The organism is Microvirga sp. BF8, from assembly GCF_059888585.1.
Genome location: NZ_CM187619.1, coordinates 773,853 through 791,114, shown reverse-complemented (window position 1 = coordinate 791,114; position 17,262 = coordinate 773,853). Strand labels below are relative to the sequence as shown.

At 63.6% G+C, this 17,262-nt stretch carries 22 protein-coding genes; 11 read left to right on the top strand and 11 right to left on the bottom strand.

Features of this window, described 5'->3' with window-relative positions; all coding sequences use genetic code 11:
* Positions 1-181 precede the first annotated feature (181 nt).
* A complete protein-coding gene (locus tag AC522E_RS03750; RefSeq protein WP_500749053.1) occupies positions 182-340 on the bottom strand; it encodes a DUF3309 family protein in 159 nt (52 codons plus the stop codon).
* 396 nt (positions 341-736) lie between these two features.
* On the opposite strand from AC522E_RS03750, the gene AC522E_RS03745 reads away from it, so the two are divergent.
* Both AC522E_RS03745 and AC522E_RS03740 read left to right on the top strand, forming a co-directional pair.
* A complete protein-coding gene (locus AC522E_RS03745; RefSeq protein WP_500749052.1) occupies positions 737-904 on the top strand; it encodes a NepR family anti-sigma factor in 168 nt (55 codons plus the stop codon).
* Positions 901-1,449 (top strand): sigma-70 family RNA polymerase sigma factor, encoded by a 549-nt coding sequence (locus tag AC522E_RS03740; protein WP_500749051.1) that lies wholly within the window; start codon positions 901-903, stop codon positions 1,447-1,449. Before AC522E_RS03745 ends, AC522E_RS03740 begins: the two co-directional genes overlap by 4 nt.
* 15 nt (positions 1,450-1,464) lie before the next feature.
* Here AC522E_RS03740 and infA read toward each other — a convergent pair whose 3' ends face one another.
* Both infA and AC522E_RS03730 read right to left on the bottom strand, forming a co-directional pair.
* Positions 1,465-1,746, bottom strand: a complete 282-nt coding sequence (gene infA / locus AC522E_RS03735; protein ID WP_047188265.1) for a translation initiation factor IF-1 — start codon at positions 1,744-1,746, stop codon at positions 1,465-1,467.
* A 94-nt stretch (positions 1,747-1,840) separates the two neighbouring features.
* Positions 1,841-2,050, bottom strand: coding sequence for a cold-shock protein (locus tag AC522E_RS03730; protein ID WP_091138623.1), 210 nt, complete (start codon positions 2,048-2,050; stop codon positions 1,841-1,843).
* Positions 2,051-2,406: 356 nt separating this feature from the next.
* Between AC522E_RS03730 and AC522E_RS03725 the strand changes: the two genes are divergently transcribed.
* From AC522E_RS03725 to AC522E_RS03705, 5 genes are all read left to right on the top strand, one after another.
* On the top strand, positions 2,407-3,318 hold the full coding sequence (locus AC522E_RS03725) for a BON domain-containing protein (protein WP_500749050.1): 912 nt from the start codon (positions 2,407-2,409) through the stop codon (positions 3,316-3,318).
* Positions 3,319-3,498: 180 nt separating this feature from the next.
* Positions 3,499-3,873 carry a hypothetical protein gene (locus AC522E_RS03720; protein ID WP_500749049.1) on the top strand — a complete coding sequence of 125 codons (375 nt, stop codon included), beginning with the start codon at positions 3,499-3,501 and terminating at the stop codon, positions 3,871-3,873.
* A 94-nt stretch (positions 3,874-3,967) separates the two neighbouring features.
* Positions 3,968-5,545 carry a methyltransferase regulatory domain-containing protein gene (locus AC522E_RS03715; protein ID WP_500749048.1) on the top strand — a complete coding sequence of 526 codons (1,578 nt, stop codon included), beginning with the start codon at positions 3,968-3,970 and terminating at the stop codon, positions 5,543-5,545.
* A gap of 96 nt (positions 5,546-5,641) precedes the next feature.
* On the top strand, positions 5,642-6,457 hold the full coding sequence (locus tag AC522E_RS03710) for a nucleotidyltransferase family protein (protein WP_500749047.1): 816 nt from the start codon (positions 5,642-5,644) through the stop codon (positions 6,455-6,457).
* On the top strand, positions 6,450-7,172 hold the full coding sequence (locus AC522E_RS03705; RefSeq protein WP_500749046.1) for a metallophosphoesterase family protein: 723 nt from the start codon (positions 6,450-6,452) through the stop codon (positions 7,170-7,172). Before AC522E_RS03710 ends, AC522E_RS03705 begins: the two co-directional genes overlap by 8 nt.
* Before the next feature lie 186 nt (positions 7,173-7,358).
* Here the strand turns inward: AC522E_RS03705 and AC522E_RS03700 are convergent, their stop codons facing one another.
* Positions 7,359-7,577 (bottom strand): hypothetical protein, encoded by a 219-nt coding sequence (locus AC522E_RS03700; protein WP_500749045.1) that lies wholly within the window; start codon positions 7,575-7,577, stop codon positions 7,359-7,361.
* 137 nt (positions 7,578-7,714) lie between these two features.
* Here AC522E_RS03700 and AC522E_RS03695 point away from each other — a divergent pair, with 137 nt between their 5' ends.
* Positions 7,715-8,293 carry a type 1 glutamine amidotransferase domain-containing protein gene (locus AC522E_RS03695; RefSeq protein WP_500749044.1) on the top strand — a complete coding sequence of 193 codons (579 nt, stop codon included), beginning with the start codon at positions 7,715-7,717 and terminating at the stop codon, positions 8,291-8,293.
* 65 nt (positions 8,294-8,358) lie between these two features.
* On the opposite strand, the gene AC522E_RS03690 is transcribed toward AC522E_RS03695, so the two are convergent.
* From AC522E_RS03690 to AC522E_RS03680, 3 genes are all read right to left on the bottom strand, one after another.
* Positions 8,359-9,381, bottom strand: a complete 1,023-nt coding sequence (locus AC522E_RS03690) for a Tim44 domain-containing protein (RefSeq protein WP_500749043.1) — start codon at positions 9,379-9,381, stop codon at positions 8,359-8,361.
* A 79-nt stretch (positions 9,382-9,460) separates the two neighbouring features.
* Positions 9,461-10,060, bottom strand: coding sequence for a hypothetical protein (locus tag AC522E_RS03685; RefSeq protein WP_500749042.1), 600 nt, complete (start codon positions 10,058-10,060; stop codon positions 9,461-9,463).
* An 814-nt stretch (positions 10,061-10,874) separates the two neighbouring features.
* Positions 10,875-11,762, bottom strand: coding sequence for a branched-chain amino acid aminotransferase (locus AC522E_RS03680; RefSeq protein ID WP_500749041.1), 888 nt, complete (start codon positions 11,760-11,762; stop codon positions 10,875-10,877).
* Positions 11,763-11,910: 148 nt separating this feature from the next.
* Here AC522E_RS03680 and AC522E_RS03675 point away from each other — a divergent pair, with 148 nt between their 5' ends.
* The 3 genes from AC522E_RS03675 to AC522E_RS03665 are packed head-to-tail and all read left to right on the top strand — an operon-like array spanning position 11,911 to position 14,534.
* The gene (locus AC522E_RS03675; protein WP_500749040.1) at positions 11,911-12,444 is read left to right on the top strand and encodes a MarR family winged helix-turn-helix transcriptional regulator; all 534 of its coding nucleotides are present in this window, start codon (positions 11,911-11,913) and stop codon (positions 12,442-12,444) included.
* A gap of 15 nt (positions 12,445-12,459) precedes the next feature.
* Positions 12,460-13,179 carry a response regulator gene (locus tag AC522E_RS03670; RefSeq protein WP_500749039.1) on the top strand — a complete coding sequence of 240 codons (720 nt, stop codon included), beginning with the start codon at positions 12,460-12,462 and terminating at the stop codon, positions 13,177-13,179.
* Positions 13,176-14,534, top strand: a complete 1,359-nt coding sequence (locus AC522E_RS03665) for an ATP-binding protein (RefSeq protein ID WP_500749038.1) — start codon at positions 13,176-13,178, stop codon at positions 14,532-14,534. Before AC522E_RS03670 ends, AC522E_RS03665 begins: the two co-directional genes overlap by 4 nt.
* Positions 14,535-14,566: 32 nt before the next feature.
* Here the strand turns inward: AC522E_RS03665 and AC522E_RS03660 are convergent, their stop codons facing one another.
* The 4 genes from AC522E_RS03660 to AC522E_RS03645 form a co-directional block, all read right to left on the bottom strand.
* Entirely contained in the window at positions 14,567-14,926 is a 360-nt protein-coding gene (locus tag AC522E_RS03660) for a tRNA-binding protein (RefSeq protein WP_500749037.1), read from the bottom strand.
* A 20-nt stretch (positions 14,927-14,946) separates the two neighbouring features.
* A complete protein-coding gene (locus AC522E_RS03655) occupies positions 14,947-15,645 on the bottom strand; it encodes a TetR/AcrR family transcriptional regulator (RefSeq protein ID WP_500749036.1) in 699 nt (232 codons plus the stop codon).
* A gap of 58 nt (positions 15,646-15,703) precedes the next feature.
* Positions 15,704-16,531, bottom strand: a complete 828-nt coding sequence (gene proC / locus AC522E_RS03650; RefSeq protein WP_500749035.1) for a pyrroline-5-carboxylate reductase — start codon at positions 16,529-16,531, stop codon at positions 15,704-15,706.
* A gap of 69 nt (positions 16,532-16,600) precedes the next feature.
* Complete coding sequence (locus AC522E_RS03645; protein ID WP_500749034.1) at positions 16,601-17,101, bottom strand: type III secretion system chaperone family protein; 501 nt, start codon at positions 17,099-17,101, stop codon at positions 16,601-16,603.
* Between the last annotated feature and the right edge of the window lie 161 nt (positions 17,102-17,262).

Genomic DNA, 17,262 nt, shown 5'->3' with positions numbered 1-17,262 from the left:
TGCGTGAGCACGGAACTCTCCTCCCCGCCTCGTCGGATTTTCCCGACCGACAGGCGCGCTCCCTGGCCCCGACGGCGCGGTCGCGAGACGGGCCGGGCCTGCTTCGCGCCAAGCAAAAAGGCGCCTGACCGGACGAGACCCGGTCAGGCGCCCATCGTTCTGCGGCCGGCGTTCCGAGGCGTCAGATTCGTCCCATCAGCAGCAGGATGATGAAGATGACCAGGATGACGCCGAGGATGCCGCTCGGGCCGTATCCCCAGCTGCGGCTGTAGGGCCACGCCGGAACGGCGCCGATGAGGAGCAGGATGACGATGATAAGCAGAATGGTGCTGAGAGCCATGATGACGTGTCCTTGACCTTCCGCCGGTTCGGGACGCTCGATTCCCTGGCCGGACCGTTGCCTCGCACCCCATCCGCGCCGGGGCGGATGGGGCCATGATGAGCCGCCATGCGAACGGGAACCGGAGAGCTTCCGGCCGCAATTCCGCGGCATCCGTGAGAGAAACTTGGCGGTAAGGATTAAGTTCCCGGCTACGCTTGGCAGGGAAGCGGCAACGGAAATGGGTCGCCCAAGGGAACGATTGGACCAACCTCGGCGTTACATTCGAGGCGATTGGGTGCCGCCGTGAGTGCGACCCATAGGGAAGGTCGACAACCTCGCATGGCTCAGGATGACCCAATGAAGGTAAAAAGTCACCAAGACGCATCCCATGAGGAATTTGAGCCGGTTCCGGGCATGAAGCACGCTTCGCCCACCCTCACGCGTTCCGTCCAGGCACAACTCGGCCAGCGCCTGCGCCAGTTCTACGAATCCCTGTCGCTGGGCGAAACGCCGGTCCCGGACCGGTTCATCGAGATCATCAACCGCCTCGACCAACGGATGCCGGAGAAGCAACAATCATGAGCATTGACATCACCCTTCGCGATTCCATGCTCAAGGCGACCCCGAATCTGCGCGCCTTCGCGATTTCTCTGACCAACAACGTGGATCGCGCGGACGACCTGGTTCAGGAGACGCTGATGCGCGCCATTGCGAACATCAATCGTTTCCAGCCCGGGACGAACATGCAGGCCTGGCTTTTCACGATCCTGCGCAACCTCTTCCATTCCGAATACCGCAAGCGCCGCCGCGAGGTGGAGGATGCGGACGGCAAATACGCCTCGACCCTCTCGGTCCAGCCCGACCAGATTCCGCATCTCGATTTCGAGGATCTGCAGAAGGCCCTCGCCCGTCTACCTCACGACCAGCGGGAGGCGCTGCTGCTCGTCGGCGCTTCGGGCTTCTCCTATGAGCAGGCAGCGGAGATCTGCGGCTGCGCCGTCGGCACGATCAAGAGTCGTGTCAACCGGGCGCGCAACCGCCTCGCCGAGCTGATGCACTTTACCGATATGGACGAAGACATCGGGCCCGACCGCGTGACCCTGTCGGTCATGGCCGCGGTCGCCTGATCCGGGCAGCCGCGCTCAGCGGCGGCGGAACTGCTGGCCGCCGCGCTGCGGCGGGCGGGGACCCGAAGATGCACCGGAATCCTTGTGGCGGAAGATGAGCCGACCCTTTTCAAGGTCGTAGGGAGACATCTCCACCGTCACACGGTCGCCCGCGAGGGTCTTGATGCGGTTCTTCTTCATCTTGCCGGCTGTATAGGCAATCACTTCGTGCCCGTTGTCGAGTTGCACGCGATAGCGCGCATCGGGCAGGATTTCGGTCACCAGACCTTCGAATGTGATCAGTTCTTCCTTTGCCATGCAAAGCCCTTCGTCTCAAAAACAAAAAGCCGCCCCTCAGCGGAACGGCTGAAATGCAAGAGGGCGTGACAGGCACGCCCTCCGGCATCGAACCTTAGGCGTTCTGCAGGTTGACTGCAGAAGCGCGGCCGGTGCGCTGATCGGTCTGAAGCTCGTAGGAGATCTTCTGACCTTCGCGGAGGCCGCGCATGCCGGCACGCTCAAGCGCCGTGGCATGAACGAACACGTCCTTGCCGCCGTTGTCGGGCTGGATGAAACCATAGCCCTTGGTTTCATTGTACCACTTTACGGTTCCCGTTTCCATGGGAAGTCCTTTCACTGTCGTTTGCACGTAGGTGGATGCCGAAACAAACACCCGTTAGTCGATATTGGTAGAGAGAAGGAACGTGCGCCCGGCAGTGCCAAAGCGGAGTAGCCCAGTCGTCCGGCCAAATGTCGATGCGAAAATAACTAGGGGAAGGTTAGGGCAATTGCAAGGCATGCACCCCCTTTGCCCCTCGTTTGCACCACCCGGTCCCTCCAAATCCCAACCCCGGCGACCATCCCGGGCGCGGCAAATCCCGGCCCCGAGGAACCGTCTCCGGCGCCTGCCCGTTGGCCCTCGAGACCGCTGCCGGAGCATGGCAGCGGCCGCCCTTTCCAGACACGAGGAACGCATCCATGCCCAAGGACCGTTACCGTTATGACCCCGACCGCGACCGCTCCGGCAGTTGGCGCGGTAGGGACGAAGCATATGGACCGCGCCGTCCGTACGAGCCCGAACACGGCTCGACCGGATGGAGGCGCGACGAGGATGGTTACATCGCCCGGCGCGGCTTCGGAAACCGTGCGTCCGGCTATGAGCCCGGCCGCAGCGACGAGGACCGTTATGAGTCGTCGCGCTGGCGCGACTTCGGCGACTCCGCCGGCTACGGCAGCGGCGGATCCGCTCGCGACTGGCGCGATGTCTTCGGGGACGACCGGCGGCGCGGCATGACGGGCTACGGGGTCGATTACAGCCGCGATCGGGACTGGCAGGGGGGATATCGCTCCTCCTTCGACGAGGACCGCGACCGGTATGGCAGCGGCTTCTTCGGCCGGGGCTCCCGCGATTATGGCGAGGAGCGCGGCTTTCTCGAGCGCGCCGGAGACGAGGTCCGGTCCTGGTTCGGCGACGAGGAGGCCGACCGGCGGCGGGACATGGATGTGCGCCGCGCGGAAAATTACCACCGTGGCCGGGGGCCCAAGGGCTACCAGCGCTCCGACGAGCGCATCCGGGAGGATGTCAACGACCGCCTCACCGATGACCCGCATATCGACGCTTCCGAGATCGAGGTGACGGTCACGAGCCGGGAGGTGACGCTCAGCGGAACGGTGCAGGGTCGCTTCGAGAAGCGGCATGCGGAGGACATCGCCGAATCCGTCTCCGGCGTCACCCATGTCCAGAACAATCTGCGGGTCCGGCAGAGCAGCGATCTCGGGATGGGGAGCGGTTTGTCGGGCGGCTCCAGGACGGCGGGCACGACCGGCGGCGATTTGGCCTCGGGCCAGGATACCGGCCGCCGACGCACGCCGAGCACCTCCGGGACCTGACCGGCCCTTCGGCATGACACCCCGCTGCATGCCAAACGGGCCCGTCGGGACCGCATGGGCGTGCTTCGGGGCTCATCTTTGCCGTGATCTTCATGGGAGGAGGCAGATTCTCTCGCTGCCCCCTCTTGCCTTTCGCTTCGCGCCCTGCGACCCCATATGTGACGGGGAGGCTCAGACTTCATGGCAGGAATTTCCGTCACGCTCGATGGCACCAACATCCAACTCGCCTTCCAGAAAGGCGAGCAGTCGACGGCCGTCGTCATGGATCCCCACGCGGCGCGCTCCCTCGTGAGGGCGCTGGGGCAACTGCTCGCCGCGATCGGAGAGGGTCCGGAATCCGGGGAGGAGGAGATCGAGGAAATGCTCGACGTCACCTCGCCCACCATCGATATCGGCATGGACGAGAACGGCCAGGCCGTGGTTGCGCTCCAGGCGGGCCCCATGGCCCCTTTCATGTTGCGGCTGAAAGACAACGAGGCCCGGCATATCGCCAACAGCCTGCTCGAGATCCTCAACAGCCCCCGGGACGTCCGCGTGTCCCTCGGCGGGCACTAGGGCGCGCACAGGTTCTCGGCCAGAAAGCGATACACAGTATCTTCGTTCCGTTGTAACATCCTCTCCGGATGCTGCTTGGAGGGACGGAGGCGGTATGGCGGACTGGGCCTCGGGTTACGTCGTCGATATCGAGTACACACACGGATTCTATCGCGAACTTGCCCCGAGCTTTCTCGGCTTCATCGCCTTGATGCAAGGCGTCCGGGCGCCAGGGCTCGGGACCGGACCGGCAACCTACTGCGAACTCGGATGCGGCCAAGGCGTGTCGACCAATCTGCTCGCGGCGGCCAACCCTCATGTCCAGTTCTACGCGACTGATTTCAACCCTGCCCACATCGCAGGCGCCGACGCCCTAGCCCGCGCAGCGCGGCTCGGCAACGTCCATTTCTCGGACGACAGCTTCGCCGAGTTCCTGGAGAGGGACGACCTGCCGGATTTCGATTTCGTCACATTCCACGGAGTCTACAGCTGGATCTCCGCCGAAAATCGCCGGAACATTGTCCGGTTCATCCGCAAGAAGCTCAAGCCAGGCGGAATTGTCTACGTCTCCTACAACACCATGCCCGGCTGGGCTTCGGTGATGCCCCTCCGCCGCTTGATCGTGGAGTATGCGACGCAGCAGAGCGCCGGCTCCAGGGCTGCGCGAATTCGCAACTCCCTGGATTTTGCCGAACGCCTGAGCAAGGTTGGAGCCCGCTATTTCGCCAGCCATCCCAAGCTGGCCGAACGGCTGGCGCAGATCATGAAAAAGGATCCCAGCTACATCGCCCATGAATATTTCAACGCCGACCTGAACCCGTTCTATTTCATGGATGTCGCGAGCGAATTCGAGGAAGCCAAGTTGCGCTGGATCGGGTCTGCCGCGCCCCTCGATGCGGTTGAGGAACTCAACCTGTCGGAGGACCAGCGGAAGATCCTGGCCGGCATCGACGGCACCCCGCTTCGCGAAACCGTTCGTGATCACCTGATCGACCAGGGGTTCCGGAAGGATGTCTTCGTGAAGGGTCCGGTCCGGCTGAACTCATCTCTCGTGAGGGAGCAATGGCTCGATACTCGCTTTGCCCTGTCGCAGCCGGGCCAGGAGATCTCGCCTCAGATACAGGGCAGAAACTACAACCTCACTCTCCAGCCCGACTTCCATCGCGCCCTGACCGCAGCGCTCGACCACCATCCACGAACGGTGCGGGAGATCATGGCCTCGCCGGACATTGCGAAGCACGGTGTCGACAAGATCACGCAATTCCTCGTCTATCTGATCGGCCAGGGCGCCTGTCATCCCTGCCTTGCCGACGACGGGCTCCCGGAGCGAAGGTCCAGGACCGACGCCTTCAACATGGCCGTCGCGACACAGGCTCTGCACGGACAATCCTGCAGCCCCTTTGCCTCTCCGGTGACAGGGAGCGGCATCCGGGTCGAGCAGATCGACCAGTTCATCTGGCTCGCCCTGCGGCGAGGGGAAGCCAACGTGCCCGAACTCGTCTGGCGCAGCATGAATGAAACCGGACAGAGGCTCGCCAAGGACGGTAAGGCGTTGACGCAGGAGGAGCATCGGACGGAAGTCGAGGCGCGCATGATCCGCTTCGAGACCAAGACGGCGCCTGTCCTCGATTCCCTTGGCATCGCAACGCCCCTTCCTCCAGGGGAGATCCGGGACCGCCGCATGTCGGCGTGAGCCTCGGCGCGCAGGCTCCGAGCCGAGGCCAAGGAACTTCATTACCGTCACTCGGTTGTCGAACGCGGGCCGAACGCGCCCATTCGGACGAGGTCGATGACGGTTCACAACCCGGACTTTACCCCTATTGCGCATCCCGGCGTCCCGATCTTCGACGCCAAGGCAGAGCCGACGCTGCAGTACCCCGAGGCGGAAGCCTTCTATGCGGAGGCGCTTCGGGAGCTGAACCAGCTTGGGCTCCCCTTCCTTCTGGCCGGAACCTACGCGCTTTCGGCCTATACCGGCATCACACGGCCGACCAAGGATCTCGACATCTTCTGCAAGGCAGGCGACTACACCCGGGTTCTGTCCCACTTCAAGAGCCTGGGCTACGCGGTCGAGATCGAGGATGATCGGTGGCTGGGCAAGGTCTTCAAGGGGCGTTCCTTCTTCGACGTGATCTTCGCCTCGTCGAATGGGACGATGCCGATCGGCGACTCGTGGTTCGAGAATGCCAGGCAGATCGAGGTTTTCGGCTCGCCGGTCCGCATCGTCGGCCCGACAGAGCTTGTCTGGTCGAAGTGCTTCATCCAGCTGCGCCACCGCTATGACGGAGCCGATGTCGCGCATACGATTCTCAGGGCTCATGACCTGATCGATTGGCACGGCCTGCTCGGTTACATGGAGGTGCATTGGGAGGTCCTGTTGATGCATCTCCTGAACTTCCGCTGGATCTACCCCACCGAGCGGGACAAGGTCCCACGCTGGGTCATGGACGAACTGCTCGACCGCCTGTCCAAGCAGCTCGAGCTTCCTCCTCCGCAGATGAAGGTCTGCCGCGGTCGCATGTTCTCCCGCGTGGACTACGAGATCGACGTGAAGGAATGGGGCTTCGCCGATGTCGGCGGCGAAGGCGACTGGCGGAATGACTGAGGCGCAAACTCCCTTGAAGATTGCCGCAATGGGCGATCTGCACGTCCGTGAGGACAACGTCGCGGCATATCGCGAATTGTTCACCGAGATTTCCAAGGAAGCGGATGTCCTCGTACTCACGGGAGATTTGACGGATCTCGGCAAGCCGCGCGAGGCGGAACTCCTGGCGCAGGACATCAAGGCATGTTCGATTCCCATCGTCGGCGTCCTCGGCAATCACGATTACGAGTGCGGCGCGCATGAGGAAGTCTCGCAGATCCTGCGCGACGCCGGGATGCGCCTTCTCGACGGGCAGTCCTGCGAGATCGGGGGCGTCGGATTCGTCGGCGTGAAGGGCTTCGCCGGCGGTTTCGGCCGCCGCATGCTGGGCTCGTTCGGCGAACCGGCCATCAAGCAATTCGTCGGCGAGGCCATGAACGAGACGATCAAGCTCGAGAACGCCATGCGACAGGTCCGCGCCAAGCGCTCCCTTGTGGTCCTTCACTACGCGCCGATTGTCGAGACGATCGAGAGCGAGCCGCTGGAAATCTATCCGTTCCTCGGCTCTTCGCGCCTTGCGGAAACCATCGACAGGTTCAAGGTCTCGGCCGTCGTTCATGGGCACGCCCATCGCGGCCGTTTCGAGGGTCGGACGCCGGGCGGGCAGCCCGTCTACAATGTCGCGAAGCACATCGAGAAGCCGAACGGGAAGCCCTATGCGATCCTCGAGATCTGATTTCCGACGGCGTCGTCTCCGTTCATGGAATTCTGGACTGCGCCAACTCGCCGTTGAGAAAGTCGGCCGTCATTGCGGCCGTCTCGGGCATTGTCGGCCCCGATTTGACGCGCTGGCCTGAGACAGAGACCGCCATTCGGAATCGACCCTCGGCGATTGGCGGTCTGAACGCCTCTCATTCTCCCATCAGAATCGCGTCCCAGGGCCCGTCGGATTTCCGGGCAGGTAATCGGGCTCCGAACCCGGCCCCTTGGGGTCCGTAATCCCGGGATCGTTGACCGGATATGGCGTGCGCGGCCCGGTCGGGCCGATGTCGGGCTGCTCCTCGGGCGAAGCGGGAGGCACCTCGGTTGGAATGTTACCACCCGGAATCGGGTCGCGGTCAGGCATGCCTGGATTGACCATACTTCGTTCCTTCGCCCTTCTTTCTCTCGAAGGGTCAACCGAGCCGCGGCAGGACGGTTCCGAGCGATCTCCCTTCGTTGGAACTCTCGGCGCGCTCGCCCGTTGCCCGGCCATCCCTCAACAGAACGGAGAGTGCCATGCCCGATATCAAGCAGGCCACGATTCTCATCATGGCGACCGACGGGTTCGAACAATCCGAACTGATGGTTCCGCAAAAGAAGCTTTCCGAAGCAGGAGCGACGGTTGTGGTCGCCTCGCCGCAATCGCGCATGGAACAGGGCAGCATTCGCGGCTGGAACAAGAAGGATTGGGGCGAAAGCGTTAAGGTCGACAAGAACCTGGACGATGTCGATCCGGCCGCATTCGACGCCCTCGTTCTTCCCGGCGGACAGATTAATCCGGACAAGCTGCGGACGGAGCAGAAGGCCATCGAGATCATCCGCGCCTTCTACGACAGCGGCAAGGTCGTCGCGGCGATCTGCCATGCTCCCTGGCTTCTGATCGAGGCCGGCGTGATCAAAGACCGGCAATGCACTTCGTATCACTCCATCAAGACGGACGTGAAGAACGCCGGTGGCAAGTGGCGCGATGAGACTGTCGTCAACGATCAGGGCCTGATTACCAGCCGCAACCCCGGAGACCTGGATGCCTTCTCGGCAAAGATCATCGAGGAGGTGCAGGAAGGACGGCATGCACGCCGCCAGGCCGCCGAATAGTGGCTCCATTCATAAAAAAAGCGGCCGGTGATTGAACCGGCCGCCTCAAAGGCGATGAAAAGGTTCTAGCTCTGTTGGATCGCCGAAAGCTTCCAGGAGCTGCCCTGATCGCGGCGGAATGTCCAGATTTCCGTGGCTTCCACCGGCTTTGAGGGATCGCCGTCCACCACGCGTCCCGTTGCCTTGTCGGTCGTGACGTCGATCAGCGCATAGCGCATGGCGACGGTTGCATAATCAGTGCTTCCCTCACGCCAGGCTTCGGCCAGGTCGCCCTGGAGCAGGCGGACATCGGAGACCTTGTTCACGACGCCGCGCGCGGCGTTGTCGTTCAGTTCCTCCTGCATGTATCCCGCCATTTCCGGCGTCGCCAATGTCCAGAGCTTTGCCACGTCATTGCGGGAATAGGCGTCCTGCACCTCGGTCAGGGACCGCTCGAACGCCCCGTAGTCCTGCTCGCCGATGCCGACCTCATCGCGCACGCCCGGACGAGCCCGGCTCGCGGCTGCTCCGCCGCCGAGACCACCCATTCCGAGGCCTGCGCCCAGTCCGCCAAGGCCACCGAGCCCGCTCCGGCCCGCCGGGGGCACGGAGGATCCGCCCGACATCGTGCGATCATAAGCCTGGGGGCCCGCATAGGCCGGCTGCTGCCGCCGCCTGAACCATTTCATGGCAAACGAGACCAGGAGGACCACCAGGCCGATCTGGAGCAGGAGGCCCAGGAACGAGCCGAGACCGGACAAGCCCCCGAGGAAGCCGTGGCCCATCAACATGCCGAAGAGCCCGGCGCCGAAGAGGCCGGCCATGAGACCCGTGCCGAATCCGAACCGGCGCGGCTGCGCAACCGACGGATTGGGGGCGCCAGGACGGTTAAAGGCGGGACCCTGATTGGGGATCTGCGAACGCTGCATCGGCGCGGCCGTGCCGGGCGCCGTGCTGGTGCTCGGAGGCGCGCTCCAAGTCCGGGCGCCACGCGAGCCGAAACTGCCCCGTCCCCCGCCGACGCGAGCCTCCGCCGCGCTTCCGGCGAAAACAAGGGCTGCCGCGAGCGCAATCATGAGACGGCTGCGGCGAGAGGCGATCTTCATCATCGTCGTCTGTCATCCTTCGGAGCGGAATGCCCCACGAACATCATATGGGTGCCATTCGAAGACCCTGAAAGGGGTCCCATCAAAGGATCGTTCGCTGGCGCACCCGGCGTCGTGCCGCCGCCAGCCAGCCCTGCCGGCCGCCCTCGCCCCAGAAGCGGGAGAGCCTGCCGCGCATTCCAGCCACACCCTCCCGCACAGTTCCGGCAATGCGCTTCGCCTGCCGCCACGCCCGGGTTTGCTGAAGCCAGGCATGGACGAGGTCACGGATCGAAACGATCCGGGTGAAGCACCAGGCGAACCAGGCGATCGTGAGGAGCTTTTCCCTTCCGACGGCGAAGAGGCGCTCGGCGAGACCGAGCCCTACCACCTTCGCCACAAAGAAGGTGAGCAGGCCCGATGCGAAATGCCCGAGGCTGAACTGGTAGAGGGCGTAGATCTTGAACGGCTCGATGATGGCGAGAGGCACGAGGAACAGGGTGAGAATGCCGTAGGCGGGCAGTCTCGCGACCGATGCTTCGAGCCAGCGCATGACAGGGAGGCGCGCCAGCGCCTGTACAGCGGGAATAACGAAAGCCCGAAAGGCGTCGTCCACGATCACGACGCAGACCGCGACGGCCAGGACGAGAGGATTCAGAACCCGCCGCAGGATGCGGGAAGACCGTCGGCGCGTGAGAGGCATGCCAGGAAGTCCTATGGTGGTCCTGTGGTTCAGGGGCCGGTCTTGCGACCGGAATGTGGGGGCTCTGCGGTGTCCACTTCAAGGACGGTCGTGCACCAGGCTCCGGAGACGGGCCATTCCGGCAGGATCTAGCCGATCCCTGGGCGCGGCATCCGACGGCTGGCGATATGGACATCCGTGGCCCTCGAAGGCGTCCTGTCGTCCCGGTGGGGCCAGCAAAGAGCCAGGCCCCAATGGGCGTGATTACTTGATGTTCTTTTTTTGCCCCGGCGCACATTCTTCTGCCAGGTGAGGGATATCTCGCACTGTCGGGTTTCAAACCCTTTTTGTTCGCTTTCTGTTCAAAGAGAGAACAAGATTTCCCTTTCCTATGTAACGCAAAGAAAGAGCAGTCTTCGGAAGTTAAAACCGTCCCCGTTATCCACAGGTTTGCGCCTCCATTGTCGAAAATGCCTGTGTTCCTGCTTTGTTCAGCCAACTGGGAAAGGGGTTGGATTGCGATACGCAAGCCTGCCTGAACGTTGCGAAACGCGGCGGCGCATGTCAGGCCGTGGATAGGTTCTTCCGGCGGAGTGGCGTCATCTGGGCGCGGTGTCCATGCCAACCCTGCGTCCTGCTGTCGAACGCTGCGGGCCCCACGCGCCCGAACCGATTTTGGGCCGTGGCACTCGCCTTGTGGCTGACGGGCAGACACAACGCCAGCTGGTATCGTGTTCAAACGGATTCCCGATGCGGAGGATTCCGATCGTCCGTCGGATCTCGTCACGCGGGGACGGCTCCGAAAATCCGGCCGTCCCCGCGAGAGATCGGCGCCTCAGGCCGCCTTGGCTTTCGGCTGCACCTCGGCTTCGTAATCCTCCATGAGGGTCTTGGAGAGAGCCCCCGGCGTGAAGGTATAGGTGCCGATTTCGGCAACTGGCGTCACCTCCGCGGCGCTTCCGGTGATGAAGCACTCGCTGAACCCGGCCATTTCCTCCGGCATGATCCGGCGCTCCGCCACCTCGATCCCGCGCCGCCTGGCGAGGCCGATCACCGTCTGCCGGGTGATGCCGTCGAGGAAGCAATCGGCCAAGGGCGTATGCAGGACGCCGTCCTTGACGAAGAACACGTTCGCCCCGGTGCATTCGGCGACGCGGCCCTGCCAGTCGAGCATGAGGGCGTCTGCATAGCCCCGGCGCTCGGCACGGTGCTTGGAGATCGTGCAGATCATGTACAGGCCGGAGGCCTTGGCAGTGGAGGGCGCCGTCGCCGGGTCCGGCCGGCGGTATTCCGCCATATCGATGCGGATGCCCTTCATTTTCTGGGCCGGATCGAAATAGCTCGGCCACTCCCAGCTGGCGATGGCGAGGTGGATCTTGTTGTGCTGGGCGGAGACGCCCATCATCTCGGACCCGCGCCAGGCCAGCGGACGCAGATAGGCGTTCCTCTGGCCGTTCTTTTCGAGCACGAGCCGCTTCGCTGCGTCGATCTCGGCCGCGCTGTAAGGAATCTCGAAATCGAGGATCTGGGCGGACTTCCGGAGCCGCTCGGCATGCTCGATGGACTTGAAGATGCTGCCACCATAGGCGCGCTCGCCTTCGAAGACGCTGGACGCATAATGGAGGGCATGAGTCAGCACGTGAACCTTGGCATCTTTCCACGGTACCAGCTGCCCGTCATACCAAATCCATCCATCACGCTGATCGAAGGGGGTAGCGGACATTTATCTTCTCCTGAACGGCGACCTTGGGGCTCATCGGGGTCGCGAAATTTCCGATGCCATTCCGCGCGGTTTCGATTTCATTCCTTTCGCGGAAGCGGCTTGACGAGTAACAATCGACTTGAGATATGTCAACAACACTGACTTAATAATGGGTATGGACACGGTGCCAGACGCAATCCCGGTTCTACGTTCCCCCAGGCCCGCTGCCGAGCTGCGTGCCGAGCGGCCGGCCTATGATCTCATCGAGCTGTTCTTCTTCGCCTATCGCGACTTCGTCAGCGATCCCGACCGGATCCTTGAAGAATACGGCTTCGGCCGGGCGCATCACCGGGCGATCCATTTCGTCAGCCGTCAGCCGGGCCTGACGATTGCCGAGCTCCTCGACATCCTGCGCATCACCAAGCAGAGCCTGAACCGGGTTCTCAAGGAGCTCATCGAGAAGCGCTTCATCGAGAGCCGGACCGGCACGGCGGACCGTCGCCAGCGTCTCCTCTATGCCACGCCCCAAGGCCACGATTTGGCCTTGAAACTTGCCCAGTTGCAGACGAAACGCATCGCGGGGGCGCTTGCCGGCCTGGAGCCGGAGGCCAAGGATCTCGTTACCCGCTACCTCCTGGGCCTCATCGACCCCGACGACCGGGCCCACGTGGAGCGCCTCGTGTTCGGGAAGGCAGAAGTCTGATAAAAGCCCGAGGCAATGGAAGTCACACGTATCGATATCCCCGACCACGCTCCCCACATCCTCGTCGTGGACGACGACCGACGCCTGCGCGATCTTCTGGCCCGCTTCCTCACGGAGAACGGCTACCGTATCACCACCGCGGCGAGCGCCGCCGACGCCCGGGCCAAAACGGAGAATTTCGTATTCGACGCGCTGGTGCTCGACGTGATGATGCCGGGCGAGTCGGGGTTCGACTATGCGAGAAGCCTGCGGCAGTCGTCGCAGATCCCGATCCTGATGCTGACCGCTCGGGCGGATGCGGCGGATCGCGTCACGGGACTCGAAATCGGCGCGGACGACTATCTGCCCAAGCCCTTCGAGCCTCGCGAACTCCTTCTGCGGCTCGGCAACATTCTCAAGCGCGCGGCCCCGTCGGAGCCCACTGCATCCCTGGACATGCCCGAATTCGTCCGCTTCGGGCCGTTCACCTATCGCTTCGATCGCGGCGAGTTGCGCAGGGACGATGAAATCGTGCGCATCACCGAGCGCGAGCGGGAGATCCTGACGATCCTCGGTTCGCGTGCCGGTGACAACGTTCCGCGCGAGGAGCTTGCGGGCAGCGGCATCGCCGCGAACGAGCGCACGGTCGACGTCCAGATCAACCGCCTGCGCCGCAAGATCGAGGCCGATCCGGCGAATCCCGGCTTCCTGCAGACCGTGCGCGGCATAGGCTACCGCCTCGTGATCGACCGATGAGGATCAGCTCCGCCTTGAAGCATTCCCCGTTCGACATCGCCATGCGATGGCTTGGGCGCATTCTCCCGAAAGGCCTTTATGCACGTTCGCTGATCATCATCATCGCCCCCATTGTCCTGCTGCAATCGGTCGTTGCCTATGTCTTCATGGAGCGGCACTGGCAGCTTGTGACGCGCCGTCTTTCCTCTGCCGTCACCTCGGATATCGCTGCGCTGATCGATATCTACGAGAGCTATCCGCAGGACCGGGACGCGACCACGCTCAGCCGGATCGCGTCCGAGCGTCTCCAACTCGACGTGGACGTCCTGCATGACACGGATCTGCCGCCGCCCGGCCCCAAGCCGTTCTTCTCGATCCTGGACGAGACCCTGTCCGACGAATTGCGCCGGCAGATCGACAGGCCATACTGGATGGACACGGTAGGACGGTCGAACTTCGTCGAAATCCGCGTCAAGCTCGATCAGAACACCATCATGCGGGTGTTGACGCGGCGCAGCCAGGCCTATGCTTCGAACTCGCACATCTTCCTCGTGTGGATGGGCGGCTCATCCCTCGTCCTGATGGGCATCGCGATCCTGTTCCTGCGCAACCAGATCCGTCCGATCCTCCGGCTCGCGGAGGCGGCCGAGGCGCTCGGAAAGGGGCGCGAAATCGAATTCCGTCCGCGCGGCGCCCGCGAAGTCCGGCAGGCCGGCCACTCCTTCCTGGAGATGAAGCGGCGCATCGAGCGCAATATGGAACAGCGCACGACCATGCTGAACGGCGTAAGCCACGACCTGCGCACGATCCTCACCCGCTTCAAACTGTCCCTCGCCCTGCTGAAGCAGACCCCGGAAGTGGAGGATCTGAAGCGCGACGTCGATGAGATGAGCCGGATGCTCGAAGGCTATCTCGCCTTCGCGCGCGGCGATACCGGCGAGCACGCGGTCGAGACGGATCTGCGTCCCCTCCTCCAGGATCTCCAGTCCGATGCCGAGCGGCAGGGCCATTCGACGAGCCTCGACATGGTCGGAGACCCGATCGTGACCGTGCGGCCGGACGCCTTCCGGCGCCTGCTCTTCAACCTCGTCGCCAATGCCGCACGACATGGCGAGAAGATCGAGATCTGCGCCAATCACGAGACGCGCTGGCTGGTCCTGCATGTGGATGATGACGGCCCCGGCATTCCCGCCAATCTGCGTGAGGAAGTCTTCAAGCCCTTCGTGCGGCTGGACGAGGCGCGCAACCAGGACGAAGGTGGCTCCGGCCTCGGCCTCGCCATCGCCCGCGACATCGCCCGCTCCCATGGCGGCGACATCACCCTCGGCGAAAGCCCGCTGGGAGGCTTACGCGCGACGGTCCGCCTTCCGGCCTGATGCCGGGAAACGCCCGTCGACGACCTCTGCGATCAATACAGGCGCCCCCCGGGCGGCACGTCCCGATCCGGTCTGACGAGCATGACGTCGCCGTTGGCGTCGGGCACGCCGAGCGTCAGGACCTCGGACATGAAGGGGCCGATCTGCCGGGGCGGGAAGTTCACGACCGCCAGGACCTGGCTGCCGACGAGATCCTCAGGCGTGTGATTCACGGTGATCTGCGCCGAAGAGCGCCTGGTGCCAATCTCGGGACCGAAATCGATCGTCAGCTTGAACGCCGGCTTGCGCGCCTGTGGAAAGGCCTCCACCGCGACGATCCGGCCGACGCGAATGTCGACCTTGAGGAAATCGTCGAAGCCGATCTGCGCCGGCCGCGAACTTGCCTGATCCATGCCTTCCCCCTGATGGCGTGCTAGATGGCTGCTGCCGGATTGCTGGCCTCGCCGTCATCCCTGCGTTTTGTATAGCTCCTCGCCGGCCCGCGACCCTCGATGAGCGCGCGGCCGATGGCGCGCAGGGGGGCCGTCAGGCGGCGCACATCCTCGGCCCGTTCGAGAATCCGCTCGCCGCGCCGCAATTCGCGGTCGAGGCGCGCCATGGTCTTTGCCATGGAGGGATCGTCGTCCTCGAGCCATGTGCCCATCGTGTTGGCATAGACGATGGCCGCGCCCTGGATCTTCAAGGTCCCCAGCGGACCCTCTGTGGGAATACCGGCGGCGGCGAGCATGAAACGCTGCGAATTGAGCGCTCCACGGTTCAATGCCGCCAGCGCGAGAGGATCGTATCTGAGAGCGCGCGCGATGTTGCGCAGGGCGTTCTTGTAGGGCGCCAGGGCATCGAAGCGCCGCATGATGACATCGAAGATCCGTTCCCGGGCCGGCTCCTGCGCCAGATCGTCCGTCGTCCCTTCCAGGACCTGCTTGTCGATCTGGCGCGAAAGCGCACCGAGGACGGCGCCTTTCGACGGGAACAGCTCGCGGAACTCAGCAAGGGACAGATTGGCGGCCTTGGCGATGTCGCTGATCTCGATCTCATCCCACCGCCGCCGGGAAGCAAGCTCCATGAGAGCATCGACCGCCGCCTTGCGCTTGGATGGCATGTCTGCCGCCATGATAATCTCCTGACCGTGAATGAACCTGCCTGCTTATCTAGGCCACATCGCTCGACCGTCAGCCGGCCAGCTCCTCGGCACGCTTCTTTGCCGCAGCCACCGTCTCGCACATCAGCGCCTTGAGGCCGCCGGGATCGGCCATCAGCACCTGCAGTCCCGCGGCTGTCGTGCCGCCGGGCGAGGTCACGTTCTGACGCAGGGTCGCAGGAGCAAGATCACTCTGGAAAAGAAGTTCGCCCGCTCCCGTGACCGTGGCACGCGCAAGCCTCTGCGCCAGTTCCCCAGGAAGCCCCGCGGCGATTCCGGCCTCGGCGAGACATTCGACGAGATGGAAGACATAGGCGGGACCCGAGCCCGAAACGGCGGTGACCGCATCGATCAGGTCCTCCGAGGGCAGCCATTCCACCGCTCCGACACTCTTGAGAAGCGCATCTGCCGTCAGACGCTGCGTCTCTGAGACCTCGGCGCTGGCCGCGGCCCCGGTCGCGCCGCGTCCGATGCTGGCGGGAAGATTGGGCATGGCGCGCACGATGGCGCGGGCCGCGGGAAGGCGCTTCCTCAGATCGCCGATGGTCTTGCCCGCGAGAATGGACACGATGAGCGTCTGCGGCCCGACCAGCGCACTCAGGTCCCTCGCCGCCTCATCGAGCATCTGCGGCTTGATGGCGAGGACCAGCACCTCGGGCTGGCGTGGATCTGCGGGATTGAGCGCGATCCCGCGATCGGCGCAAAGCCGCGCCATCTCGTCCGATGGGCGTGGATCGATGACCGTAACGCCCTGTGGCGGCATGCCCTCGGCAAGCCATCCCTCCAGCATGGCCCCACCCATCTTGCCGGCCCCGAGGAGAAGGAGTGAGGATGGCAGGTGGCGGGTCGGGGCGGACATGGGCAAGCCTGTGGATCGTTGCGGAGCGCGCAATCTATCCATCTCGTCCCGCCCCTGTCGAGGGCGGGATCAGGCCTCGCCTTCGGTCTCGAACAGCACCGCGTCGAGCGCATCCTTCGGCGACTTGCCGGCCCACATGACGAACTGGAACGCCTGAAAATAGCGCTCGCACGCTTCGACCGCGACGCGCAGCATGGTTTCGCATTGACCCTGGGTAGGATCGGCGCCGCCGGCGAGCAGGAGCGCGTGCCGGAACATCACGACGTTTTCCTTGCTCCAGAGGTCGAAATGCCCGACCCAAAGCTGCTCGTTGATGCGCGAAATGAGCTGGAGGATATCCTGGCGGCGGCGGTCGGGAACCTTCAGATCGAAGGCGCAGGCGACATGAAGCGCCTCGACGTCCTCGATCCAGGTGAAAGCAATGTGATAATCGGCCCAGCGTCCCGAGACCGAAACCGACATCTCGTCAGCCTCCGCACGATCGAAGATCCAATCTCTCAAGGAGGCCAGCCGCTCGACGACATCGAGCGGGTGTTCCAGGCGATCAATTTCGATGTGGAGCTGAGACATATCGTTCCATGAAATTTCCGCTTGAAAATGCAAAGCACAACCAAGCAACGTCGTAACGTAAATTCGGGCGATTTCGGGCTACTCCTTACCGAATACCTTGGCTATTCGGAAGTTTTTCCCAATTCCGCAACGAATCAACTCATGAAACGACAGTCTTAGAT